Origin of the sequence: Chryseobacterium aurantiacum, from assembly GCF_003020585.1 — a bacterium.
Lineage (GTDB): Bacteria > Bacteroidota > Bacteroidia > Flavobacteriales > Weeksellaceae > Chryseobacterium > Chryseobacterium aurantiacum.
In genome coordinates, this window is record NZ_PXUE01000002.1 from 1,153,364 (window position 1) to 1,177,755 (window position 24,392).

At 35.6% G+C, this 24,392-nt stretch carries 21 protein-coding genes; 9 read left to right on the plus strand and 12 right to left on the minus strand.

From position 1 onward, the window contains the following. Positions 1–55 precede the first annotated feature (55 nt). Entirely contained in the window at positions 56–3,454 is a 3,399-nt protein-coding gene (locus tag C7D53_RS11545; RefSeq protein WP_106916614.1) for a polysaccharide deacetylase family protein, read from the minus strand. A gap of 89 nt (positions 3,455–3,543) precedes the next feature. After that, the gene (locus C7D53_RS11550) at positions 3,544–4,794 is read right to left on the minus strand and encodes a CinA family nicotinamide mononucleotide deamidase-related protein (RefSeq protein ID WP_106916615.1); all 1,251 of its coding nucleotides are present in this window, start codon (positions 4,792–4,794) and stop codon (positions 3,544–3,546) included. Positions 4,795–4,898: 104 nt separating this feature from the next. Between C7D53_RS11550 and C7D53_RS11555 the strand changes: the two genes are divergently transcribed. Continuing rightward, positions 4,899–5,372, plus strand: a complete 474-nt coding sequence (locus C7D53_RS11555; RefSeq protein WP_106916616.1) for a DUF7832 domain-containing protein — start codon at positions 4,899–4,901, stop codon at positions 5,370–5,372. 58 nt (positions 5,373–5,430) lie between these two features. Here the strand turns inward: C7D53_RS11555 and C7D53_RS11560 are convergent, their stop codons facing one another. The 4 genes from C7D53_RS11560 to C7D53_RS11575 all read right to left on the minus strand — a co-directional run bounded on the left by C7D53_RS11560 (position 5,431) and on the right by C7D53_RS11575 (position 9,339). Beyond that, positions 5,431–5,970 (minus strand): lipocalin family protein, encoded by a 540-nt coding sequence (locus tag C7D53_RS11560; RefSeq protein ID WP_106916617.1) that lies wholly within the window; start codon positions 5,968–5,970, stop codon positions 5,431–5,433. A 74-nt stretch (positions 5,971–6,044) separates the two neighbouring features. Then, positions 6,045–6,779 carry a LytR/AlgR family response regulator transcription factor gene (locus tag C7D53_RS11565; RefSeq protein ID WP_106916618.1) on the minus strand — a complete coding sequence of 245 codons (735 nt, stop codon included), beginning with the start codon at positions 6,777–6,779 and terminating at the stop codon, positions 6,045–6,047. 45 nt (positions 6,780–6,824) lie between these two features. Further along, entirely contained in the window at positions 6,825–7,550 is a 726-nt protein-coding gene (locus C7D53_RS11570; RefSeq protein WP_106916619.1) for a PA3715 family protein, read from the minus strand. A 7-nt stretch (positions 7,551–7,557) separates the two neighbouring features. Continuing rightward, positions 7,558–9,339, minus strand: coding sequence for a tetratricopeptide repeat-containing sensor histidine kinase (locus tag C7D53_RS11575; protein ID WP_228422304.1), 1,782 nt, complete (start codon positions 9,337–9,339; stop codon positions 7,558–7,560). 320 nt (positions 9,340–9,659) lie between these two features. Between C7D53_RS11575 and C7D53_RS11580 the strand changes: the two genes are divergently transcribed. Continuing rightward, positions 9,660–10,334, plus strand: coding sequence for an SIMPL domain-containing protein (locus tag C7D53_RS11580; protein WP_106916621.1), 675 nt, complete (start codon positions 9,660–9,662; stop codon positions 10,332–10,334). 152 nt (positions 10,335–10,486) lie between these two features. Beyond that, on the plus strand, positions 10,487–12,088 hold the full coding sequence (locus tag C7D53_RS11585) for a DUF4139 domain-containing protein (protein WP_106916622.1): 1,602 nt from the start codon (positions 10,487–10,489) through the stop codon (positions 12,086–12,088). A 278-nt stretch (positions 12,089–12,366) separates the two neighbouring features. On the opposite strand, the gene C7D53_RS11590 is transcribed toward C7D53_RS11585, so the two are convergent. Further along, entirely contained in the window at positions 12,367–13,572 is a 1,206-nt protein-coding gene (locus C7D53_RS11590) for an NAD(P)/FAD-dependent oxidoreductase (RefSeq protein WP_106916623.1), read from the minus strand. Between the two features lie 115 nt (positions 13,573–13,687). On the opposite strand from C7D53_RS11590, the gene C7D53_RS11595 reads away from it, so the two are divergent. Beyond that, positions 13,688–14,068 carry a SpoIIAA family protein gene (locus tag C7D53_RS11595; RefSeq protein ID WP_106916624.1) on the plus strand — a complete coding sequence of 127 codons (381 nt, stop codon included), beginning with the start codon at positions 13,688–13,690 and terminating at the stop codon, positions 14,066–14,068. 77 nt (positions 14,069–14,145) lie between these two features. Here C7D53_RS11595 and C7D53_RS11600 read toward each other — a convergent pair whose 3' ends face one another. Continuing rightward, positions 14,146–15,348 carry an MFS transporter gene (locus C7D53_RS11600; RefSeq protein WP_185126693.1) on the minus strand — a complete coding sequence of 401 codons (1,203 nt, stop codon included), beginning with the start codon at positions 15,346–15,348 and terminating at the stop codon, positions 14,146–14,148. A 180-nt stretch (positions 15,349–15,528) separates the two neighbouring features. Between C7D53_RS11600 and C7D53_RS11605 the strand changes: the two genes are divergently transcribed. Beyond that, on the plus strand, positions 15,529–16,428 hold the full coding sequence (locus C7D53_RS11605; protein ID WP_106916625.1) for an AraC family transcriptional regulator: 900 nt from the start codon (positions 15,529–15,531) through the stop codon (positions 16,426–16,428). A gap of 67 nt (positions 16,429–16,495) precedes the next feature. On the opposite strand, the gene lipA is transcribed toward C7D53_RS11605, so the two are convergent. Then, on the minus strand, positions 16,496–17,362 hold the full coding sequence (gene lipA, locus C7D53_RS11610) for a lipoyl synthase (protein ID WP_027374985.1): 867 nt from the start codon (positions 17,360–17,362) through the stop codon (positions 16,496–16,498). Between the two features lie 139 nt (positions 17,363–17,501). Next, the gene (locus C7D53_RS11615) at positions 17,502–18,062 is read right to left on the minus strand and encodes an RNA polymerase sigma factor (protein WP_106916626.1); all 561 of its coding nucleotides are present in this window, start codon (positions 18,060–18,062) and stop codon (positions 17,502–17,504) included. Positions 18,063–18,272: 210 nt separating this feature from the next. Here C7D53_RS11615 and tyrS point away from each other — a divergent pair, with 210 nt between their 5' ends. Beyond that, positions 18,273–19,568, plus strand: coding sequence for a tyrosine--tRNA ligase (gene tyrS, locus C7D53_RS11620; RefSeq protein ID WP_076353539.1), 1,296 nt, complete (start codon positions 18,273–18,275; stop codon positions 19,566–19,568). A 72-nt stretch (positions 19,569–19,640) separates the two neighbouring features. On the opposite strand, the gene C7D53_RS11625 is transcribed toward tyrS, so the two are convergent. Further along, on the minus strand, positions 19,641–20,054 hold the full coding sequence (locus C7D53_RS11625) for a hypothetical protein (protein ID WP_106916627.1): 414 nt from the start codon (positions 20,052–20,054) through the stop codon (positions 19,641–19,643). 201 nt (positions 20,055–20,255) lie between these two features. Here C7D53_RS11625 and C7D53_RS11630 point away from each other — a divergent pair, with 201 nt between their 5' ends. Both C7D53_RS11630 and C7D53_RS11635 read left to right on the plus strand, forming a co-directional pair. Further along, entirely contained in the window at positions 20,256–22,229 is a 1,974-nt protein-coding gene (locus C7D53_RS11630) for an ATP-binding protein (protein WP_106916628.1), read from the plus strand. Continuing rightward, positions 22,219–22,857, plus strand: coding sequence for a response regulator (locus C7D53_RS11635; RefSeq protein ID WP_106916629.1), 639 nt, complete (start codon positions 22,219–22,221; stop codon positions 22,855–22,857). The genes C7D53_RS11630 and C7D53_RS11635 overlap by 11 nt, the downstream gene beginning before the upstream one ends. 48 nt (positions 22,858–22,905) lie before the next feature. Here the strand turns inward: C7D53_RS11635 and C7D53_RS11640 are convergent, their stop codons facing one another. Next, complete coding sequence (locus C7D53_RS11640) at positions 22,906–23,337, minus strand: hypothetical protein (RefSeq protein WP_228422306.1); 432 nt, start codon at positions 23,335–23,337, stop codon at positions 22,906–22,908. Positions 23,338–23,665: 328 nt separating this feature from the next. On the opposite strand from C7D53_RS11640, the gene C7D53_RS11645 reads away from it, so the two are divergent. After that, positions 23,666–24,304, plus strand: a complete 639-nt coding sequence (locus C7D53_RS11645; RefSeq protein WP_106916631.1) for an alpha/beta hydrolase — start codon at positions 23,666–23,668, stop codon at positions 24,302–24,304. Positions 24,305–24,392 lie beyond the last annotated feature (88 nt).

Consider the following 24,392-nt stretch of genomic DNA (forward strand, 5'->3'; position numbering starts at 1 on the left):
ATGTATGATTTATTTACTATTTGTTACTTTACCGGAAAACAAATTTAAACAAATCTTAAGAAGTTGCTATCTCTTTTACATTTCCTGTTCGTTTTAAGAATCCCCAGGATTGTATTTCACCTTTCAAAGCCTTTCTGAGACTCTTAAACAATACAATATACATCAGCCATCTATATCCGAATCTTTGTGGAATAATATACAAGAGACTGGTTAATTTTTCCCTTTGCAAAATAAATGCCGTCAAAGCCAGCGAAGCATCCACTAAAAGGAAAATCAGGTAATAAGTAAATATCTTGTCTCCATTTCCGGATAAAATTCCAAAAAACATAATCAAATCTGCTAATGGCGAAAAAAACGGAATGATGTATTGGAATAGTAAAATATTAGGCATTGCCCAAAGTCCTAATCCTTTATACTTGGGATTAAGGAAAGTCTGTTTCTGTTTCCAGAACATCTGCATAATTCCATAAGTCCATCGGAAACGTTGTTTCAAAAACTGTTTCACGGTTTCCGGAGCTTCAGTTACTGCTATCGCTCTGTTTTCATTGGCAACAGTGTATCCTGCTTTTAAAATTTTCACGGTAATATCACAGTCTTCAGCCAACGTATCTGAAGAATAACCTCCCGCTTCAAGAATAACCGATCTTTTAAACGCTCCAATAGCCCCAGGAATAACTGTAATTGCGTTGATATGTGCGTAAGCTAATCTATCAAAGTTTTGGCTTGTTGTGTATTCTATTGCCTGCCATCTGGTAAGCCAGTTTACGGTATTTCCCACTTTCACATTTCCAGCTACAGCAGCAATTTTCTCTTCAGAATTTGAATTTAAGAACCTTGCAATCAAGTATTTTACGGCATCCTGTTGTAGTTTGGTATCTGCATCAATACACACCACGTATTCAGCATCAGTTTGTGAAATACCAAAGTTGAGAGCTGTTGCTTTTCCTCCATTTGTTTTGGAAAAAATTTTCAGATTCGGGTGATTCGGAAATTCATTTTTTGCTTTTTCATAGGTTGAGTCCTTGCTTCCATCATCCACCATAATAATGTTGAAATTTGGATAATTCTGTTTCAACAGATTCTGCAGGGAAGAAACAATATTCACTTCTTCATTATAAGCAGGAACAATGATTGAAACCTTTGGATAAAATTCCAGGATAGGAAATTCACTCAGTTGTTTTTCTTTTTTTCTTTCTTTAAAGGCCCAATAGGCCATTAACAGCAATCTGATCAGCCCCAGTACAATGAAAATAGTAAACAGGGCTACCAAAAAATGGCTTATTCCATAAATTACCGTTGCCAATACAAGATTAAGCTGCATGATGTAATAGGACTTCGTTTTAGGAACTTCGGGCATCAGTTCACTTTTACTTTTATGCAAAAGACTGGTAAGGTTGGTAAAATGATATCCTTGTTTCTGGAGTGTCGGAATTAAAATTTTCAATGCTTTCACCGTTTCTTCTCTGGTATCACCGCCAGCGTCGTGAAGCAAGATAATATTTCCTCTCTCCTGCTTAATTCCCGCCATTACACGTTTTATAATTTCATCAGCCTTTATTCCCGGCTGCCAGTCTTCCGGATCTATATTTTCTCCTATATCCAGATAATTTTGCTGTCTTGCCAATGCTACGGGAATAATCTCTTCTGAGGTTGTAGGCTCAGAGTCTGCATTATAGGGTGCCCGAAACAGAATGGTACTATGTCCGGTTACACATTCTATCAGCAATCTCGTCAGTTTCAGTTCAAGCAGTGCTCTTTCGGGACTTACCTTGGCTACATTTTCATGGGTAAAGGTGTGATTTCCTATTTCATGGCCTTCCCGATAGATTCTTTTAACAAGCGGAAGATTTTTCTCTGCATTTAGGCCTACTAAAAAGAAAGCAGCAGGAACATGATATTTAGATAATATATCCAATACCTGCGGGGTATAGGTTTCATCGGGACCATCATCAAATGTCAACACTAATTCCTTTTGAGGAGCGCTTCCGTATTTTTTTACTTCATAGGAGCTTGGGTAGGTAATGTAATTTTCATCTGTAATAATTTTCTCTTTAGGATCTATTTCCAAGGCTATTTTTCCGTCATGAGGAGTGTTCAAAACATCTAGGACTTCACCATCTCCAATATAATCGACCATGGTTTGTCCTTTTACATTCTCCAGTGTTTTCAAATTCAGTTTGGAAAGTCCGGCAAACGTAAGGTCCTTATCATAAAAATTCCAAACCCTGCTATCTTCACTTCCTAATCTCCAAAGTGCAGTACCTGCCAATGGATATTCGGATGAAAATCGCATTGTATTAAAAATAGACGCTGCATCATTAAAAAATACGGTGTGGGTATTATTTTTAGAATCTGTATAAGAGTAATTTAAGTTAAAAGTATTGTCATTAAAATCAATAACGGCTTTACTCGCACTAGCCTTTGTAATAGCCTGCATGTAGGTTACAGAATTATTATCATCCGGATTTGAACTCCAGTCGTAGCCATAGGCTCCCAATCCTAAAATAATCTTCTGGGGAGAAGTTTTTTTCACAAGCTTTCCTGCTTGTTCCTCTATCCATTTTTGTGAAGAAACGGGGCCGGCATCACCACTGGCAGAATATTCATCATAAGCCATGAGTACAAAATAATCTACATAGGGATCTAGTTTTGGGATGTTATAGTCGTCATTATCCGTCATGATATCCATGGTAACCAATAATTGATTCTGCTTGAATGTTTCTGAAAGTTCTTTCATAAAAGCAATCAGATTTTCGTCAGAATTAAGGTTCATATCCTCAAAGTCAATATTAATACCCTTAAAATGATATTTTTTACACTGCTGGGTAATTTTTCGGATAAGATTTGTTCTTTTTTGCGGATCATTCAATACTTTTCCCAATCCTTCGGAGCGAAATTCTCTATCAGAGTTATTACTCAGGATAGGCATTGCTGCAATTCCTGTTCTTTTGATGATTTTATATCCCTCAGGGTCGATATTGGTTTTCAGGTCTCCCGTTTTAGGATCAAGGAAGAACCATTCCGGAAAAACAAGATTGATATGTCTGATATTTCGTTTTAGAGACATGAGAGATTGTGGATCCCACGCTACATAAAATGCGGATCGAATACCTCCGGGGAACTGAGCCCAGTTTCTGTTTTGATTTTTGTATCTCTCTGCCCTTGCCTTTTCAATTTTGGCAAGATTGGTATGGATTGTTTTTTCAGAAATAAAGCTTCTGAATCCTTTATATTCTTTAGAAATTTTATTCTCCTGAAGATAGGGTTTGTTAGCAGTCATCACTGCCTTATAATCTTCTTTAAAAGGAATTTTAGGACTTCTGTCCAGGGTCATCATCAGTCCTAAAGCCAAAAGAAGAAGCACAGCCATAAAAATAAAAATACGGCTTCCCCATTGTACACTTTTCCAGCGTTTCTTGCTGTTGGTCTGAAAAATCTGTTTTGAATTTTCCACGCTTTTGAAATTTATTGAGTGAATTTCAAAAAGTGTGAAAAAGCAGATGAAAATTAATTAAAAAAAAATTAAAAATATAAAACTTTAATTTACTGGTTTACAAGAAGTCCTACCAGATCCTGAATAACCTTTTGAGAAACAAAATTCATAAAGTCCACCCTTTCCAGATGAGGCATGTATAATTTTGAGGTGACTTCCTGATCTTTGATTCGTATGGTGTAATAAACTGTTCCTATTTCATTTCCATCTTCTCCTTTTCCCGGACCTGCAACCCCTGTTGTAGAAAGGGAAATATCTGTATCAAATAAATCCTGACATCCTTTCGCCATTTCCTGAGCTACCTGCTCACTGACTACCGTAAACTGGTCTACCGTATCTCTGGAAACATTTAGAATTTTAATCTTTTTCTCTGTAGCATAAGGAACCATTCCTCCAAGAAAGTATTTTGAACTTCCTGAAACTGAGGTAATCATCTTTGCCAGCTCGCCCCCTGTGCAGCTTTCTGCGGTAGAAATAGTCAGTTTTCTTTCCGTAAGAATTTCTGCCAGAATATTTTCAATTTTATCTTCAGAAACCGCAATCACATTATCTTTTATGAGGGGAAGAAGCTTTTGAATTTCATCTTCTGTCTGCTGCTTTAAAACATCTTCATTGTCTCCGGAAGCCGTTAACCTCAGCTTTACACGGGTTCCCACCGGAAGATAAGACAGGGAAATATTTTCAGGAAGAGCAAGTTCCCAATCTTCAATGGTATCTGCAAGAATACTTTCAGGAATCCCAACTACGGAAATAATTCTACCGTGGATAAAATTAAGATTAAATTTTTCTTGTAAATAAGGTATAATCTGGCCTTTGATTAATGGTTTTACTTCATAAGGAACACCCGGCAGACTGTAGGACAGCTTTCCGTTCAGCTCCATCATCATGCATGGTGCAGTTCCGAAATGGTTTTGAAAAACTATGGATTTTGTAGGAACAAAAGCCTGTTCTTTGTTTCTTTCAAGAATATCAAGACGTCCGCGTTTTTCCATATATCCTTTAAGGTGGTTAAAGGTAACCTCATCCAGTGCAATTTCATCATTAAAGAACTCTGCAAGAGCTTTTTTGGTTTTATCATCTCTGGTAGGGCCTAATCCTCCTGTTGTGATCACCAAATCACCCAACTTAAAGGCTATATCCAATGTATTTTTGATGGTTTCAATTTCGTCTGAAATTGTAAAGATCTGGACCACCTTGATCCCGATATTCTTCAGTTCGGTGGCAATAAAATTGGAATTGGTATCTATCGTATTTCCGGAAAGGATTTCATCACCAATAGTAATCAGAACAGCTTTTTCCATATATCAATTTCTTGAAAAAAATTCTCCTGCAAATGACGGGAAAATCTGCGGCTGTGGCAATATAAATTGATTTTTTCTATTTTTGACAAAAATTAGTTAAAATTATGTCTAAATATGATGATGCTTCATGGCATTATGGTGGTGATTTTCCCAAAGAACTTCCTGAAAAAAATGGGGCAACCCATACAGGAATGTTCCTGAACTGGTGCATTAATAATGATCTTATTTCTAATGAACTAAAGGAAGACGGAGAAGAGGAAATTGAAAGATTAAAAAGACGAGAAATTACCGGTGCAGAATTCGTTATGGATACCTGTGACGGAAAATTCTCTGAGCATGACCTGAGTGATCTTGGGAACAGCTTTGCAAAGGATTACTACGCAGATGATACTGATTTTGGAAATAGATACAGCTCATTTGCTGATGACTACGTTAATCTTTTTGATACCAAAGCAGAAGAGAATGATTATGAATACGAAACGTTCTACCATATTGAAGATACCTACGAGAATTATGACCTGATAAAACAGGTTATTGATCATCGTTTTGAAGAATGGAAAGAATACATTCAGAGTTAAATAACAAAAAATAAAAGGCAAAATCGTTATCATGTATTTTACGATTTTGCCTTTTCATCTAGGTATGTTTCACCCAGATTAATTCCTCTGTATTATAACCTATTTTTCTTGCTTTTTCAATAAATCGTTGCCTGATACTTTCAGGGATTGTAGTAGTTCTGGAAAGAATCCACAGATATTTTAGGCTGCTGCCTGCCACCAGAGCATACTGATAGTCTTCGTCTATATCTATGACATTGTATCCGGCCCAAATAGGTTTAAAAAAAGATACTTTAAGGCGGGCTTCAGTTTTATCCTTTACAAATTTGGCTTCTCCTATGGATTCATTCCACAGTTTTTTCACATAGTTATAGCCTTTATTTTTTACCTGAACTGTTCCATCAGGGTTTTCTGAATATTCTGCCGTAACATTGTCCATGTTTTTCTCGAACTTGTAATCAAACCGTGCAATTTCATACCATCTTCCGAGATATTTTTTAACGTCAAAATTCTTTACAGCAACGGCTCCTTTTGGGATTCCCACAGAATATGAATGAAAGGCAATGTATGCCAATGCTCCTAACGAAACGGGAAGTATAATTTTATGAAAGGTCTTCATGACAGAAATATTTTGTGTGATTCTGATAAAAACTTCAAAAATAATGCCTTTGGGATGTTAAGGAACAATAAATTCTATGAAAACACTTTCAGAAAGCTATCCTTAAAGCTTCCCGAAACCTCAATTTCTGTATCATCAGAAAGCATTACAGTTCCACTTTTATGATAGGATTTCACAAAGGCTGTATTAATGATATGGGAACGATGAACTCTTACGAAAGGACTTTCCAGCAAATCATCAAAATGCTTTAAAAAGCGGCATACCATTTTCCGGGAGCCATCGGTAAGATAAACCTGCGTAAAGTTTCCATCTGCCTGAAGCCTTACAATATCTTCTGTTTTCACGACATCAAAACCCTGTAGTGTTGGGAGAATAAGCTGCTGTTTTTCCGGCTTCAGCTTTAGGTTCTCCAATAGAATTTTGTTACGGTTCAGCTCATCTTTTTTCTCAAGACTTTCAGCAACTTTATTTACTGCAAGAATCAATTCCTGAATGTCAATTGGTTTTAGAATATAATAACTTGCCGACTTATTCAAAGCCTGTAAAGAATATTGCGAAAATGCAGTAATGAAGATTGTTTCATAAGAAAATTCCTTCGTAGCTTCCAATACATCAAAGGCATTTCCAAAGGGCATTTCCACATCCAGAAAAACTAGTTGTGGTTGTTTTTCAGCGATCAGAGGAACCGCTTCTTTTATATTTTCCGCTTCACCGAGAATTTCTACCTGGGGACAATATTTGGTAAGGTAGCTTCTCAGTACTTCTCTTGCTATTATTTCATCGTCTACGATTACGGCTTTGATTTTCATTGGAAATAAATATTAGATGATAGATATTGGACTGCGAAAATTTACTTATTGATATTTTCCGTTTTTGAACTTTAGGGTTTTATAGGAAGTCTTTGATGTTTCCTTATTGTTACACTCCCCATTCACTTCTTTATTTATTGTGGTAACAGAAATGGTTTTTATCTTAAGGTCTGTGAAATTATTGGTTTTGGATTGATCCATAATGATATACGCATGATTATCCTCAAACTCCCCATTGCATCGGGTGTCCCATTCTCCACGATATAAATCCATAGTAAACTGATCCAGAACCTTCTTAAAAGTTGCACCATCCGGATAATACATGGACATTGTACTTAGCTCATAAGGATTAGGCTTGCTGCTTCCTACAAAATCAGCTTTCACCCCAAACGCACGGATGTTTGTTCCGATAGTATATAATCCTGTATCAATTGTAAAGCCTCTCAGACTTATGGCATCAGAGTTGATGTCTGTTGGATCCAGATATTTATTCTTTATTATTCCGTTAACGTCTGTAATTAAAATATAATTTCGGATAGTAAAGACGTAATCATTATCTTCCTGCTCTACTACAACAGGAATCACTGCAATATACGAGCCTTCTCCATTGGGCATTTTCTTCTCAATGCAGAGTTCTTCCCTTATTTTTGTTTTATCCAGCTTTAAGTTTTTTAGGATATTATTCAACCGGATACTGTCGAAATCCTGTCCGGATAAAACACTGGAGAATAAACCAAGCATAAGTGTTATCAGAAATATATTCTTTTTCATCTTTGGTTTATATCAGATTAATTTGAATGGTAACCAATACTCCGTTATTATTTTCTTTATCTTTTACAGAGCAGGTAATATTCTTTTTGTACAGATCATTCAAGAGTTGGATTCTTTCCAATGTGTTTTTCATACCTCTGCCCTCTCTTGTTTTTTGATGCTGGGTTTTCTGCTTTTTGCTTTCTTCAATTCCAATTCCGTTGTCTTCAATAATAATCTTCAGGTACTGATCACTTTTTTCAAAGCTGAGTTTTAAAAATCCTTTTTCCGTTCTGTATCGAAGTCCATGCCAGATTGCATTTTCAAGAAACGGCTGTACGAGCATTCCGGGAACCTGCAGGCTATGCATATTTAGACTTTCGTCTACGTCTATCTCATAATCAAACTTATCTGCAAAACGTGTTTTTTCCAGGGCCAGGTAATTTTGCAGAAGATCCAGTTCCTGTTGAAAGGGAATAAAATCATCTGTAGAGTTTTCCATCACACCACGCATCAGCTTGGAGAATTTTGTCAGATATTGGTTGGCTTCCAATTCATTATTGGTTGCTATGAAATGATTGACACTATTCAAACTATTGAAGATAAAATGCGGATTCATTTCTCTTCGAAGCGACTGAAGGGCAATTTTTTTATTCTTAGTCTGAACTTTTTTAAGGGTTCTAAAAATAAAAATAACCAAACCTGTCAATAGGATTAAAGCTCCAATTAAACCATAATTGAAGACATTTTTCTTGCGAATCAGTTCGTCTTTCAGTTCTTTTTCCTTTTCCAACTGTGAAATTCTCTGTTCTGTATCTTCCAGAATCTTATTATCTACAAGGCTTCTGTCTTTTGAAACCAGATTTGGAAGTTTTCCCAAAAAGTCTCTGTATAATTGAACAGAAGCATCTGTATTTCCTGAAATGGCATATAGACTATCCAGTCTTTTTACGCTCTTTTGGGCCTCCAGTGTATGGCCTTTATCCAACGCAATTCCGTAGGCATTTTTCAATAAATCTACTGCTTCTTTTGGGTCATTCTTCTTAATATAAATATCTGCCAGCTCCTGAATTTGATTGACTTTTTCCTGTGAGTTTTCCTTTACAAAATCTTCTTTCAGAACTTTCTTTTTGGCTTCAATGGCCTTGTCAAAATTTTTATTTTCAACATAAAGGTCGGTTAATTTTTGATTGATGGCCAGGGCCTGCTGTGGAGCTCCTTTTTTGGAGATTTTATACGCGTTATTCAGGTTTTCTTCTGCCTTATTGATATCTTTCTGTTGTAGATTGATCTCTGCCAACTGACTGTAGCCCTCTGCTACGCTAGCCTGCTCATTCTCTTTTTTACTGATATTAATATTATCCTGAATGGCTTCTGCTCTAAGTTCGGGTGTAGGAGAAGAAAGCCTTGCAACATCATTGGAGTTTACCGCTTTGCTTTTCTCGCTATAGCTCATCTGGGCTGCCATGCTGTAATTACTGAGGGCGGGTGTTATTTTATTCTGTTTTTCCTGTGATTGAGCTAGTTTTCTGGTAACGGATTCCAGGTTTTTCTTATCATTAAGCTTTTGAAAAAGAGTTTTAGCCTTGGTTAAATATTCTTCACTTTTAGCATAATTTCCCTGATTGTAATAATCAGCGGCCATTCCCACATAGGTATCAGCAATAGCCTTATCATCATTTTTATCCACCGCTTTTTTTAGCTTTGCAGCAGACTTCAATACTTGCGATACCTTTGTAGAATCCTGTGCAGAAATAACATTTCCCACAGCAAGCATTGAAATAAACAATATTTTAAAAACTAATTTCACAGACTTTGAATCTTTATTGCAAAGTAACTAAAACTTTATCTATCCTATTCCATTCCTTACCAAGTCAAAACCTCACTTCACCAAGTCACGCATTTAAAACACTACCAATCATTAACTTATCATCAACATCCTTATTATTCATATTTAAAGATAAGCCTCCTTACAATTACCATTAACATCCTTTCTTTTTATATTTTTTAACAGAATACCCTTTTTATCACAACTCACCAAGTGAAAGCTTCATTTCACCAAGTCTCCCGATTTTCAGTTTTAGGGATGGCTAATTTTACATCAGAATTTAAACTTAAAAACAGGAAATTATGAAATTGAAACATTTTTTATTAATCGGAATTTTAACGCTGGGAAGTTTTGTAAACGCTCAGGAAGTAAAGAAAAACGCAATCGAAGTAACAGGCGTTGCCGAAATAGAAGTAGAACCGGATGAAATTATCTTCAGCATCGGAATAAAGGCAGATAACAAAAATGATCTGGCAGACAATGAAAAGAAGCTGTTTGATATTTTAAAAAATGCCGGTGTAAAGAACGAGGATATCAAATTCAAGTCAATGTATCAGAATATCTATTCAAAAACGGCAAAGTTTTCCAAGAACTATCAGTTTAAGGCAAATGCAAAATCAAACATCAGCAAAATTTTTGAAGACCTGAACCAAAAATGGGTAAGCAGCCTGAATATTTCAGAGGTAAAGAATACTAAAATTGCCGACTTCAGAAAAGCAGTAAAGATCAATGCCTTAAAAGCAGCTAAGGAAAAAGCAGATTATCTGTTAGAAAGCATGGGCAAAAAGACAGGAAATGCCATTGAAATTGTAGAAATAGAAGAATACACCAGTGACACTGTAATGCCTGTTGCCTATAAAGGCAGAATGAGCAATGTACAAATGGAAATGGCCGATGCCTCTGCCGATATTTCTTTTGACAATATAGAAAATATAAAGCTGAAATACAGTATCAAAACAAGATACGAAATCCTTTAAATTAAAATAACAGATTTAAGAAGACAGTTCCTTTTGGAGCTGTTTTTTTTATGCTCATCATATTCACCAAGTGAAAGCTTCACTTCACCAAGTTTTCCCATTTTCAGGGCGTAATACAGGTAATTTTACTTCATAATTTAAAATAATAAACGATGAAACACTATTTTTTAATACTCATGACATTTTCAGTTGCTTTCCTAAAAGCACAGGAAATAAAAAAGGAAATTGATGTAAAGCAAGCTACCGTCTTTCTGCAGGGAGCTAAAGTCTTTGGAAGCACCAATGTAAATCTTCAGAAAGGACGTAATATGGTAAGAATTGTAAATCTGCCCAATGATCTGGATGAAAACACTTACAAAATCAATCTTGAAAAAAATACAACCCTTCTTTCAATTACCCCGCAAAGTAATTTTTTGAAAAATGACGAATTATCTGATGGTGAAAAGAAACTTGATGATGAAAGAAAAAAGCTTCAAAGACAGGTAAACCTATTGAATATTCAGGTGAAAAACCTTACCGGAGAACAGAATATCATCAATGATAATTTAAAGGTATCTACCAATGATAAATCTACACCTCAGGAACAACTCATTAAGCTTACAGACTTCTACAGAAAGAGAATGCTGGAAATAGATAATCAGGTCTTTTTACTAAATGAACAGAAGTTGGTATTGGATGAAAGTATTGCAAAACTGAACAAGCAAGCGACAGAGGAACAAACCCATAAAAATACCAACCGAAAAGAACTTTTGCTTGAAATTCTCGCAGATAATGATACCAATCTGAATCTTGGGGTAAGCTATATTGTTTCTGATGCAGGCTGGGTACCATCCTATGATCTACGCGCTGAGTCTGTAAAGAAACCTCTTGAAATGGTTTACAAAGGGAAAATCTATCAGAAAACCGGACAAGACTGGAAGAATATAAAATTGTTTGTATCTACTTACAGGCCTTCATATAATCAGGACAGGCCTATCCTTTCTCCGCTTTATGTTGCAGAATACACAGTACACAATCCAATGCAGGAGATTGCTGATTATAAGTTTAAAAAAACAACTGCTGCAGTAAATGCCTATCAAATGAGAGAGGATGCCGTAGCAAGGCCAAGTCAGGTTCCTATAGCTTCTGTTTCTGATAGCCAGATGAATATAATCTATGAACTGAACTATAATCAAACAATTCTAAGTCAGGAGAAAGAACAATATGTTATTCTGGATAAAAAACAAATTGATGCTACCTACAAATACCACACAGTTCCAAAGGTTAACAACCAGGTCTTCCTGATGGCATTTGTGAAAAACTGGCAGAACCTCAACCTTATCAACGGCGAGGCCAATATCTACTTTGAAGATAACTATATCGGAAAAACCAATATTACAAGCAATTATGTGAAAGATGAATTCCCTATCTCACTTGGGGTAGATGAAAGAATAACAGTAAAAAGAACCAAGCTGGAAGACAAAACTTCTCAAAAACTGATGAATTCTAATAAATGGGAAACAGAATCTTACCAGATAAGCATCAGAAATAATACCAAGGAAAGCATTGAGCTGGAAATTCTTGATCAGCTGCCTATCAGTGAAAATTCCAAGATTATGGTAAAAACAATAGATCTAGGTAGTGGAAGTCTTGATGAAAAAACAGGAAGTATCCTTTGGAACAAAAAGATCAATTCCGGAGGCTCTGAAAAGATCAGCTTCTCTTATGAAGTAAAGTATCCGAAAGAAATGCAGATACAATATTACAGCAGATAATCTTTAAAGCGGCGGCTAAATTTTAGTCGCCGCTTTTATTTTGAAAACTGCACTTTTTAATATAATTATAAACCACAAAAGGGTAAACACTTAAGTTATTTTAAGGGATAAACTTTGTTTGGATAAAGGACACTTAATTATTTTGAAAATCAAGATTTTTTTATGACTATGAGTTTTTTATGCTGCTACTCTTTTTTAATAAAATGACAAACCATAAAAATTACAAAAGGGTAAACACTTTAGTTATTTTTAAGCGCCAAGCTTTGCACATATAAATACTATCTCCCGAATTTAAAATATCTGGACAGCGGATGTTTTTTATTCTTTAAAAATGAAGAAACCATTTCCATTCCTGTTACTGAAAAAGTAATTCCGTTTCCTCCAAAACCTAGTACAAAATAGGAATTTTTGAATTTTTCATGTTCGCCAATATAAGGCAGTCCATCTTTAGTCTCACCAAAAGTTCCTGCCCATACAAAGTCGGGATAAAAGTGATAATCCGGTTTTATCTTTCTAAGGTTTTTTAAAATCTCTTTCTTCTTTTTTTCCAATAGAGCATCGCGCTTTTCAGCATCATAAAAATCTTCATCTCCGCCGCCAATTAATAGCCGTCCGTCATCCGTTGTACGCATGTAGATATATGGGTCATCCGTATTCCAGACCAATGTATTATTGATATTTTTGAACTTATCTTTATCTATTTCAGAGACAACAGCATAGGTGCTTTTTAGATCCACAAAATTTTCTTTCAAGAGGTTTTTGCTTTCATAACCAATACAATAGATTATCTTTTTTGCCTTAATCCGAAATCCACTGTCTACTGTGACAAGGTTGAACCCTTTGTGATATTCTACCTTTATCATTTCAGTTTTATCGAATATTTTCAGTCCTTTCCTCGTATTATGCTTAAATAATTCATGAGCAAACTGGAAAGCATCAATACTGGCCCCCTGTCCGGATACGATACCGCCATAGGTGTTTTCAAATCCAAAATTCTTCAGAACCTGTTCTGCATTTAACCATTTTACTTCAAAACCTGCACTTTTTCTAGCCTCAAATTCTTTTTCCAACCATTGCACATCTTTCTTTTTTGAGGCAAAATACAATGACTTTTTACGTTTGAATCCGGCATTGGATCTTATCTGTCCTGAAATTTTCTCAAGATTATCAATGGCATCTGAACAGGCTTTATAACTTTCAACAGCACCTTTTTTTCCTATTTTTCTAATCAGTTCATAAAGAGGAATATCTATTTCGTACTGAAGCATTGAAGTTGTGGCCGAGGTGCTTCCGTTACAAAGCTCTCTTTTATCAATAAGAATTGTTTCATGACCGTCCTTGATCATCTGGTGTGCTACAAGGCTACCGGTAATTCCACCACCAATAATTAAGACATCACATTTTTCATCTGATTTTAAAGACGGATAGGAAGCCATTAATCCATTTTTTAAAAGCCAAAAAGGTTCGTTCGATTTGAGATCCATATTAATATTTTACATTAAAAATAACAATATTTATACCTATTTTAACAATTTATGAGTAAATTATGGTGTAGTTATTGTTACTTTACTAAGTTCCAACCACCATAAAATATTCACTATGATAACAATTATTCCAGAAGCTCCGGAGAATGTTGCGGCATTCAATGCAACCGGAGAAATAACGAAAGAGGATTTTGAAAAACTGGTAATTCCGCGTGTGAAAGAGAAAGTAGATCAATTTGGTGAGCTGAATTACTTACTGTATTTGGATACTGATCTGGATAAATTTACCATGGGGGCATGGCTTGAGGATTTACTTTTAGGATTCAAAAACCTGGCAAAGTGGAATCGTGCAGCCATTGTTACAGACAAGGAAAGCGTTCAGAACTTTACGGATATTTTCAGTGTTCTGATGCCGGGAGAGTTTAAATCTTTCCCAAAAGAAAATTTATACAATGCGCTCTACTGGTGCAAAAACGGCAATGAAGTAGAGGTATAAACCTATTAATACAAAAAAGAGCCTGTTTCTAACATAGAAGCAGGCTCTTTTTTTATTGTAAGACTAAATTGATGTCTTTATTTATCACAAGAAATACACTCCTGAACCGGCTCCTCTTCATTGGACGTTTTAGAGCCGTACAGATACATATATCTTACACTGATCACAAATCCTATAAAGGTCATCCCCACTCCTACCAGTGAAGGATAATTGAACGGCAAGTCATACTCCAAAGGGATACCACCAAGAAAAGCTCCCATGGCATTGGCAATATTAAAGCCTGCCTGCATAAAAGCAGCTGCCATCATTTCGCTTCTTGGAGCAGCTTTCATCATCATGATATTAATAGGTGCTGCAATGGACATTGATAAGGCCCCGCACATAAAGGTCAATATAAAGGCAATATTCTGATACTCGGAAAGGAAAAATACACCTATAAGCGAAATCATCATCAAAAAGATAAGAACAGCACATGTTTTCTCCGGTCCCAGCTTATCGGAAACAATCCCCCCTACAAGGTTACCTACCACCATTCCGGCTCCGGCAAGAACCATTACATAGGCCATCTGACTGCTTTGAACTCCAGAAATCACTGTCATTAAAGGCGTAATATAGCTAAGCCATGTAAAAAGTCCCCCAAACCCAATCGCAGTGATGGCCAATACCAACCAGGATTGCTTATTTTTCAGGAATTTCAGTTCTTCCAGAAAATGGGTATCCTGATTTGCTTCCATGGCAGGAAGCCATAATTTTAAAAACAATAAGGCAAAAAGGCCGATTATTGCTACAATAATAAAGTACAGTCTCCAATGGAAAGTATGTCCGATATACGTCACCAGAGGAACCATGGCGAGGTTGGCAACCGTGAGCCCTGTAAACATCATTGAAATATAAAATGCCTCCTTACCTTTTCCGGCCATTTTTGAAGCGACAACTGTTCCTACTCCAAAGAATGCTCCATGAGGAAGACCGGACAGAAATCTGATAATCAGCATGGTTGTATAATTCGGCGCCAGAGCGGAAAGCCCGTTAAACAGTGTGAAAAGGATCATAAAGGCAATCAATACCTTTTTAGGAGGAAACTTTACGGAATACCCGATAAGAAGAGGGGCTCCAATCACCACTCCCATAGCATAGGCAGAAATTAAATGTCCCGCCTGAGGAATACTAATTTGTAAAGTATTTGCAATGTCCGGTAATAGTCCCATAACGGTAAATTCCGTGGTTCCTATTCCCAACCCGCCTATTGCCAGCGGTATTATTCTTTTATCAATCTTCATTGGTCTATTCTTTTGTCTGAATTAATCGGTAGAAATTTAAAATGGTTTCCCATGTACTATTTTGACAGTGCAAAAATCGAAAGAAAGATTGAATTTCACTTCTCTTTGAATGATAAAAATTTGCTCCGTATTAACCTTTTTGTTTAATTTTAAATTCACAAACAATCAAAACAGAACAAAATGAAAATTCAGAAAGAAATTATTGAGTTTGAAAAAGGGAAATCTTTTAAGTTATTTTCCCCTTCTCTGAAAAACTGTTTTTTCTGGCATTATCACCCTGAAATTGAACTGGTATATGTAGAAGCTTCCAATGGAATCCGACATGTTGGAAAAAACATTTCAGGATTTACAGACAATGATTTGTTATTGATTGGTTCCAATGTTCCTCATCTTAACTTTGACTATGGCATTCAGACAGAGTGCAAACAACTGGTCCTACAGATGCGTGAAAACTTTCTTCATGACCTTATCCTGCCCATTCCTGAGTTTGAAAACATCAGAAAGCTGTTGGACAGATCTTATCTTGGATTATCATTCTTCGGAGAGACAAAAAACATTGTTGTTGAAAAACTTCAGATCATTAAAGATAAAAACTCTTTTGAGTCATTGATAGGAATGATTGAGATCTTACAGATTCTGGCAGACTCAACGGAAGTAAAGGAACTCAACAAAGAGGATACAAGAATCAAATGGTTCTTGAATGACAAGATCAGAATGGGAACCATCTACGACTATATTCATGAGAATCACGATAAGAAACCTAATGTGAATGAAATTGCAAAAATTGTGAGCCTCAGTACTCCTGCCTTTTGCAGGTACTTTAAAAAGCAAACCAATATGACATTCACAGATTTTGTCAATAATTACAGGATCAATCAGGCAAAAATATTTCTGCTAAAAGATTATTCTGTAACAGAAGTCTGTTTTCAGGTAGGTTTTGAAAGTCTGTCGTATTTTAATAAACTTTTTAAACAGCATACCGGTGAGACTCCTTCAGAGTTTAAGAAAAAACACTTTAAGCCCATTGAAATAAATGGACGGATAGGAACCATTACGAGGGATTCTTCCTGTAATAAATAAATTTTAAGGATAATCTACAACCTATCTTTAAAAAAACAAAACCGTTCATTACTGAACGGTTTATATTTTAATGTATATGTTTTTCTGCGTGGTAAGAACTTCTTACAAGAGGAGAGCTTTCAACATGTCTGAAGCCTAAACTTCTTGCAAAATCTCCGAATTCATCAAATTCTTCCGGCGTAATGAATTTTTTTACAGGAAGATGCTTTTTAGTAGGCTGCAGATATTGCCCAAGGGTAATAACATCCACATTGGCATTTCTGATGTCTTCTATTGTTTGGAAAACCTCATCTCTGGTTTCTCCCAAACCTAGCATTACACCTGTTTTTGTTCTTCTTTGCCCAGCTTCTTTTAAATATCTTAAAACCTCAAGGCTTCTTTCATATTTCGCCTGGATTCTCACTTCTCTGGTCAAACGTTTTACGGTTTCCATATTATGAGAAATTACTTCCGGAGCTACTTCTACTAATCTATCAAGATGTTTTGTAATTCCCTGGAAGTCCGGAATTAACGTTTCCATGGTTGTTCCCGGAGAAATTCTTCTTACAGCGTTTACTGTTTCACCCCAAAGAATAGACCCCATGTCTTTTAAGTCATCACGATCTACAGAAGTAAGAACAGCATGTTTAATCTTCATTAATTTGATTGAACGCGCCACTTTTTCAGGCTCATCCCAGTTTACATCAAGCGGTTTTCCTGTTTTTACTCCACAGAATCCACAGCTTCTTGTACAGATGTTTCCTAAAATCATGAACGTTGCTGTACCTTCTCCCCAGCATTCACCCATATTCGGGCAGCTTCCGCTTTGGCAAATGGTATTTAATTTATATTTATCAACCAAGGTTCTTAGTTCTCTGTAATTCTTTCCGGTAGGAAGTTTTACACGAATCCACTTTGGTTTTTGAACGGTAGTGTCTTGAACTGAATTTTCCATTTCTAAAATTGAAGTTCAAAGTTAAGGATTTTTTAATGGAAACCATCAACTGGAAAAATTGATGAAACTAATAATATGAATCTAAATTTGTTGGAAAATGTAGGGAGGCTCAGATTTTAAGTATAAAGAAAGATTATGATTAGTTATCTTCAAACTCATTATTCTTCAATAATTCGGCAAGAACTTTCTTAGCCCGCATCACCCTTACCTTAGTATTGGCTACAGAAATTCCTAATTCTTCAGCAATTTCCTTAATGCTTTTTTCTTCAAAAAATCTTAATTTAATAATGTCCTGATAATTGGCATCAAGAGATTCTATGGCTTTGATGATCTTTTTTTGTTCTTCTTCAGAAATGAGAAGTTCTTCGGGAGATTTTGCGTACTGATTTTTAACCTCATCAAGATTCTCAACAGCATCTTCATTTTCGCGGTTCTTTTTTCGCCAAAAATCAATAACTGTATTTTGGGCAATGGTTAAAATCCAGGTTTTAAACTGAAAATGAGGATCGAACATATCTAATTTGGAAAGTACCTTAGAAAAAACATTTACAGTAATTTCATCGGCATCATTTTCATCTCTTACTTTCTTCATCACAAAGGAGAAAACATCCACCCAAAAAACATTGATGAGTTTCGTCTGGGCCTTTTGGTCTTTGTCCTTGGCCTTTTGGATGAGCAGAAATAGCTGTTCGTCATTCATTAATAACAAATATAGAGTATTTGAGGCGAAAAGGCAAATCTGCGAAAAGGTAAAAAAGCAAAGAAGAGATAGGTCAAAACAACCCAATCATGGACGTCATTATACATTTCTATCAAGAATCGGAATTTGAAATATTGCCTTTTCACCCTTTTGCCTTTCATACTTCTGAATTTACTATCTTTGCACCGTAAAATTTTAAAGTAAAAATCAATGAATTCCTTTATAGAAGAACTGAAATGGCGTGGTCTATTTGCTGATATGATGCCTGGAACCGATGAACAACTGAATAAAGAGGTAACAACTGCATATATTGGTTTTGATCCAACTGCCGATTCTTTACATATCGGAAGTCTTATTCAGATAAAAATCCTTGCTCATTTTCAACAGCATGGTCACAAGCCTATTGCATTGGTAGGAGGAGCTACAGGTATGATTGGTGATCCATCCGGAAAATCTGCAGAAAGAAACCTTTTGGATGAAGAAACTCTTTTACATTATGTAGATTGTTTGAAAAACCAACTATCAAGATTTCTAGATTTTGCAGGTAATGAGCCTAATAAAGCGGAGTTGGTGAACAACTACGACTGGATGAAGAATATTTCTTTCCTTGATTTTGCTAAAAACATCGGAAAGAACATCACTGTTAATTATATGATGGCCAAGGATTCTGTGAAGAAGAGATTCTCAGGAGACGGAAGTGCTGACGGGATGAGTTTCACAGAGTTTACTTACCAGTTGATTCAAGGTTATGATTTCCTTCACTTATACCAAAATAATAATGTAAAGCTACAGATGGGTGGTTCTGACCAGTGGGGAAATATCACTACAGGAACAGAGTTAATTCGTAGAAAAGCTCAAGGAGAAGCATTTGCTCTAACGGTTCCTTTGATTACAAAGGCTGATGGTTCCAAATTCGGAAAGTCTGAAAGTGGAGAAAACTATTGGCTGGATAAAAAGAAAACTTCTCCCTACAAATTCTACCAGTTCTGGCTGAATGCTACGGATGAAGATGCTGAAAGATTCATCAAGTTTTATACGTTCCTTGGAAAGGAGGAAATTGAGGCTTTGGTTGAGGAACACAAAACAGCTCCACACGAAAGAAAGCTACAGAGAAAACTGGCTGAGGAAGTAACCGTATGGGTACACGGAAGAGAAGAGTACGAAAAAGCTCTTAAAGCTTCTGAAATCCTTTTCGGACGTTCTACAGCTGAAGATTTAGTAAGCCTTGATGAAGAAATATTTTTGGAGGTTTTTGATGGAGTTCCACAAAAAGAGGTTGCAAAAGCAGATGTATTAGGAATCAACATTATTGATCTTCTTTCTGAAAAATCAGGATTCCTGAAATCTAAAAGTGAAGCTCAGAGAGAAATGAAAGGAAATTCAATCTCTGTAAATAAGCAAAAGGTAAATGATACTTTTACAGCTAACGAAACAGACCTTATTGACGGTAAATTCTTATTGCTTCAAAAAGGTAAAAAAAGTTACTTCATAGTAAAGGTAATCTAGTTTAACTACGATATAAAAAATGGGCGCCGAGATTAATCTCGGCGCCCATTTTATTTAGAAAGTTATTAATTTTTAAAATACATAGCTTGCAGAAGCTGATAGATACTGACCACTTGAGGTTCCTTCTTTTTTCAGTTCACCATCTACCCAGATCTGAACTTTTAAAGTAGAAGAAGCATTTGTTCCCACTGCACTTACTGCTACATTTGCATTATAAGCTCCTGGTTCTGAAGTTACTTCCGGGCTTGACCATGTTTCTCCACTAAGGCTGGAGGCTGTAGTAGGATTACCATCAATTCCATATACTGCTACATCAATATTAGCTCCTGAAGACGCAATAGCTTTAAAAACTACTTTATGACTTTTACCTGCTCCATTCACATTGTCATCATCTTTACTACAAGAGGTTACAAACCCGAATAACATGGCTGCCAGCAATACAAAAAATGTTCCTCTCAACAGTTGACTCATTCCCGCTTTTTTCATAATCTTTTTGTTTAAAATTTAGTTACTTTATTTAATATTCTATGATTAGTGATTCTGTACCTGCAAAGCTATTGGAGTCCTTAAACTTTATCAATCCTGAAAATTGTGTAATTTTTTCTACCTAAATTCAGGTATTTTTCATGAAAAAATTTTTAGTTAAATTGAACAGTTAAAAATATATTCTACAGAACAGATTATCTAATGAAGAGATTACTTATCCTGCTAAGCATATTGCTTTCCTTTAGCTTACGATCACAGCAAATAATTCCGCTCAATGAGAAACCTTATCTGGACAGTTTACAAAATATCGTAAAAACCGCTTCCTCAAGTTCTTTAAAGTCCAATGCCTACTTTTTGTTATCCAATTATTACAGAAATATTGATTCTCTTTTAAGCAAAAAGTATCTGGAAAACGGAAAAGTATTCATTAAAGACAGCCCTCTTCTCTCCGCAAAATATGATTATTACAAGGCGCAGTATAACCTGGATCGAAATAAAGAGAAAGCCGGCGTATCTTACCAACAGGCTATTAAAGGATTATCCAAAATTAAAAGTGAGGAATCGGATCTTCTTCAAGCTTCAGCGTGGTATAGCTATGGAGTAACACAGAAAGATAAAGAGGGTTATCCTTTTTTGGTGAAGACCATTCTTGAGAAAAGTATTCCGTTGGCTAAGAAATATGAAAACAGCAGAAACCTGGGATTTTTATACACTCAATTTGCTGTAATTCTTACTTATAATAGTGAGCTTAAAAAATCCGAAGATTACAACAACAAAGCGTTGGAAATTCTTGAAAAACATTTCCCAAATTCTTCCGAGTTATTCTTCACCTACCTGAATTTTTCCAACAATTACTGTTATCAGGCCAAAGGAGATGAAGCTAAAAAGTTTTTGGATAAAGCTGAAAAGCTGGTCCATCCTTACCCGGAATCTTCAGTCAACGCTTTTTATTATTATAGTAAAACACTTTATTATATTACCCGACAGAAAAACCTGGAGGCACTTCCTGTTATTGAAAAGGGAATCTTTTATACAAAAAAGTTCAACCAAAGTCTGTTGGCACAGATGTTTTATTTCAATAAATATGATATTCTGAGAAAGCTAAAAAGATATGACGAGGCCAAAAGTGTTCTGGAGGACGTTTTAACGGAAAAATCCCTTTCCCTAGATCTTAGAAACAGGAAAACCATTTATAAGCAGCTTTCTGCATTGAATGAGGAAATGGGAAACCCTAAAGAGGCCCTGGCCTGGGAACAAAAATATTCTAAGCTTAATGATAGTCTGAATACAGAGAATGTAAATCTTGAAATCAATAAAATTGAATCTAAGTTTAATGCTGCTGAAAAAGAAAGAAAAATAGCCACCCTAAATGCTGAAAAAAACCAGAAAGACCTTGAAGTTAATAAGAAAAACTCTTATTTATGGGTGTTAAGCCTTGTCTTACTCCTCCTTATAAGTCTTCTGATCTTCCTTTTTATCATCTTTAGAAAGAATAAAAAGATATCAATACAGAGGATAAATGAGATTAAACAAAAAGAAGAGCTCTCACTAACGAAGGCAATTCTGGATGGAGAAGAAAGAGAAAGAGAACGTATTGCAAGAGATCTTCATGATGGTCTGGGTGGAATGCTTGCAGGGGTAAAGATTAATTTTTCAACATGGTCTGCCAATCATCTGGATTCTGAAAAAGATAATGAATTTTATAAAATTCTGGGGCAACTGGACAATTCTGTAAGTGAACTTCGGCATGTGGCAAGAAACCTGATGCCTGAATCTTTGCTTAATTTTGGTTTGGAAACAGCAATCAGTGACCTCTGTGAATTCTATAACAGAAAAGATCTTGAAATAGACTTTCAGGCTATCAATATTGAAAAAAATCTTCCTTTAAACATTCAACTCAATATCTACAGAATTGTACAGGAATTATTAGCCAATGCTGTAAAACATGCTGAGGCTGACCATATTTTACTACAATGTTCCCAATCTGAAAAAAACTTCTTCATTACCATTGAGGACAACGGGAAAGGCTTTGAAAATAATGCCGCGCAAAAGACTAAAAGCATGGGACTTCGGAATCTCAAAAACAGAGTTGATTATCTGAAAGGTAACATGGAGATCAATTCGGATAACCAAGGGACAACAATTAATATAGAACTCAATACAGATGGAGAATGAAAGAATAAATATTGTTATTGTAGATGATCATCCCATTGTCATCGAAGGAGTAAAAATGATGCTGAACAGCCAGCCTTTCATCAATATAGCCGGAACTTTTACCTCCGGTTCTGAAATCATCAGCTTTATAAAAGCCAACAAGGTAGATATTATTCTTCTGGATATTACCTTACCTGATGCCAATGGTACAGAACTGTGCAGAGAAATTAAAAAAATAGCCCCGGATATTTCTGTTATCATGTTCAGTAATCGTTCTGAAAGAAGTATCATCATGCAATCTATACAAAATGGAGCCAGTGGCTATCTTTTGAAAAATACCTCAATACATGAACTGGTCATATGCATCAAAGGTGCATTATCGGGTGATATTGTTTTTTGTAATGAAACCAAGCAGATCATCAGCCGGCCTTCTCAAAATGAACTGCAAATTCCAAGACTGACTAAAAGGGAAAAACAGATTCTGCAACTGGTAGCGCAGGGCAAAACAAGTAATATGATTGCGGAAGAATTATTTTTGAGCCCGCTTACTGTAGATACTCATCGTAAAAATCTGCTACAGAAATTTCAGGCAAAAAATTCTACGGAACTCGTTAACTATGCCATACAGTTTCAGATGATTGAAGAATAAAAAAACCGCTCTGTGAGCGGTTTTTCATTTATATAAAGATATTTTAATTTAAGGTTCCAAGAAACTGAAATCAATGGATGCAACTGCTACCCCTTTTCCTTTTTTCTTGTCAGTTCTTACGATTTCTCCATCTATCCAAAGATTAATAATCAGTTCTGCATTATCATCCGGTAGTGTTGCGTTAGCATCAAGGTTTAATTGTGCCTGGCTTGAGTTTACCCAAACATCTCCGCTTGTCCAAGGGGATGTAATAGGGGTAGTTGGAGTATCATAAATGGTACTTTGAGTTGTACCTACCTGTCTTACAACAGATATAATTTTTCCTCCTCCGGTTGTTTTCACTTCAAATTGAACCATATGATCCTGAAATTCTTCATCGTCATCCTTTTTACAGGAATTCAAAACAGTGATTGCAGAAAATAATAAAACGAATAAAAAAGAAAGTCTAAGTAAACTTTTTGAATTGTAAAATTGCTTCATTTCTCCAAATAGATTTTTTAATGTTTCAAATATAAGTTTTTTATTAATATAAAAATAACTTTTATAAAAAATTTCCAATAAAGATTTACAAACAATATCAAATTGATAAAAAACAAAAACATTTTATAAAACCCAATAATACAATCCAAATAACCAATTCTTAAACATAAAATAACCAGATATGGTTAAAATAGTGAAAGACGAAATGCGTGTTTGGATTTCAATGGATCTTCCCCCCGCTTTCCTCTCTTTTCATGATTAAAATTGACTATAATATGAATAGCAAAAGTTAAGATTTACAATGTAATTTATTAATTATATTTGCTGTATGAATTTAGATTACATCGTAAGAGAGCCGGAAAATATAACCTCTACTACTCCTATACTTTTTATGCTTCATGGCTACGGCAGCAATGAGCAAGACCTTTTCAGCTTTAGAGAAACACTTCCGAATGATTGGATTATTGTCAGCTTCAGAGCTCCAAGAGATACCCAATTTGAAGGATATTCTTGGTTTGATATTAATTTCAACGAACCTGAAAACTTTATGGATGTTCCTCAAGCCAAGGAATCTTTAAATTCGGTATTGGAAAGTATACTAAAAGTAATCAATCACTACGGGCTTACAGAAAGCAATGTACATTTATGCGGATTCAGTCAGGGAGGAATATTATGTTATGCACTGGCGCTTAAATATCCTGAGCTGTTTAATAAAATAGCCTGTATGAGTTCTTTTCCTGAGGAAAAAATTATGGATGGTATTGTAAAGGATAAAAAGAAACTGGAAAGACTTCGATTCTTTATCTCTCATGGTACAGATGATGCTGTTATTCCGCTTGAATGGGGAAGAAAAGCGGCTGATTTACTGTATGACCTAAGCTGCTACTTCACTTTCAGAGAGTATATGAGCGGGCATGGTGTCAATCAGAAGAACTATATGGATTTAATGGAATTCTTCTCTAAGTAAGTTAATTTCAAATTCAAATAAAATCAACAAACACTACTACATCATTGTAGTTTATACAAACATTCCTGCATTTGGAATGTTTTTTCTG

Excerpts from the sequence above, each read along its gene's own strand:
- C7D53_RS11570 (WP_106916619.1), bottom strand. The coding sequence starts at position 7,550 with ATGAAAAAGAATATATTTCTGATAACACTTATGCTTGGTTTATTCTCC.
- C7D53_RS11590 (WP_106916623.1), bottom strand. The coding sequence starts at position 13,572 with ATGGATCTCAAATCGAACGAACCTTTTTGGCTTTTAAAAAATGGATTA.
- C7D53_RS11550 (WP_106916615.1), bottom strand. The coding sequence starts at position 4,794 with ATGGAAAAAGCTGTTCTGATTACTATTGGTGATGAAATCCTTTCCGGA.
- C7D53_RS11595 (WP_106916624.1), top strand. The coding sequence starts at position 13,688 with ATGATAACAATTATTCCAGAAGCTCCGGAGAATGTTGCGGCATTCAAT.
- C7D53_RS11615 (WP_106916626.1), bottom strand. The coding sequence starts at position 18,062 with ATGAATGACGAACAGCTATTTCTGCTCATCCAAAAGGCCAAGGACAAA.
- C7D53_RS11600 (WP_185126693.1), bottom strand. The coding sequence starts at position 15,348 with ATGAAGATTGATAAAAGAATAATACCGCTGGCAATAGGCGGGTTGGGA.
- C7D53_RS11555 (WP_106916616.1), top strand. The coding sequence starts at position 4,899 with ATGTCTAAATATGATGATGCTTCATGGCATTATGGTGGTGATTTTCCC.
- C7D53_RS11605 (WP_106916625.1), top strand. The coding sequence starts at position 15,529 with ATGAAAATTCAGAAAGAAATTATTGAGTTTGAAAAAGGGAAATCTTTT.
- C7D53_RS11625 (WP_106916627.1), bottom strand. The coding sequence starts at position 20,054 with ATGAAAAAAGCGGGAATGAGTCAACTGTTGAGAGGAACATTTTTTGTA.
- C7D53_RS11565 (WP_106916618.1), bottom strand. The coding sequence starts at position 6,779 with ATGAAAATCAAAGCCGTAATCGTAGACGATGAAATAATAGCAAGAGAA.
- C7D53_RS11585 (WP_106916622.1), top strand. The coding sequence starts at position 10,487 with ATGAAACACTATTTTTTAATACTCATGACATTTTCAGTTGCTTTCCTA.
- C7D53_RS11640 (WP_228422306.1), bottom strand. The coding sequence starts at position 23,337 with ATGAAGCAATTTTACAATTCAAAAAGTTTACTTAGACTTTCTTTTTTA.
- C7D53_RS11580 (WP_106916621.1), top strand. The coding sequence starts at position 9,660 with ATGAAATTGAAACATTTTTTATTAATCGGAATTTTAACGCTGGGAAGT.
- C7D53_RS11630 (WP_106916628.1), top strand. The coding sequence starts at position 20,256 with ATGAAGAGATTACTTATCCTGCTAAGCATATTGCTTTCCTTTAGCTTA.
- lipA (WP_027374985.1), bottom strand. The coding sequence starts at position 17,362 with ATGGAAAATTCAGTTCAAGACACTACCGTTCAAAAACCAAAGTGGATT.
- C7D53_RS11560 (WP_106916617.1), bottom strand. The coding sequence starts at position 5,970 with ATGAAGACCTTTCATAAAATTATACTTCCCGTTTCGTTAGGAGCATTG.
- C7D53_RS11645 (WP_106916631.1), top strand. The coding sequence starts at position 23,666 with ATGAATTTAGATTACATCGTAAGAGAGCCGGAAAATATAACCTCTACT.
- C7D53_RS11635 (WP_106916629.1), top strand. The coding sequence starts at position 22,219 with ATGGAGAATGAAAGAATAAATATTGTTATTGTAGATGATCATCCCATT.
- tyrS (WP_076353539.1), top strand. The coding sequence starts at position 18,273 with ATGAATTCCTTTATAGAAGAACTGAAATGGCGTGGTCTATTTGCTGAT.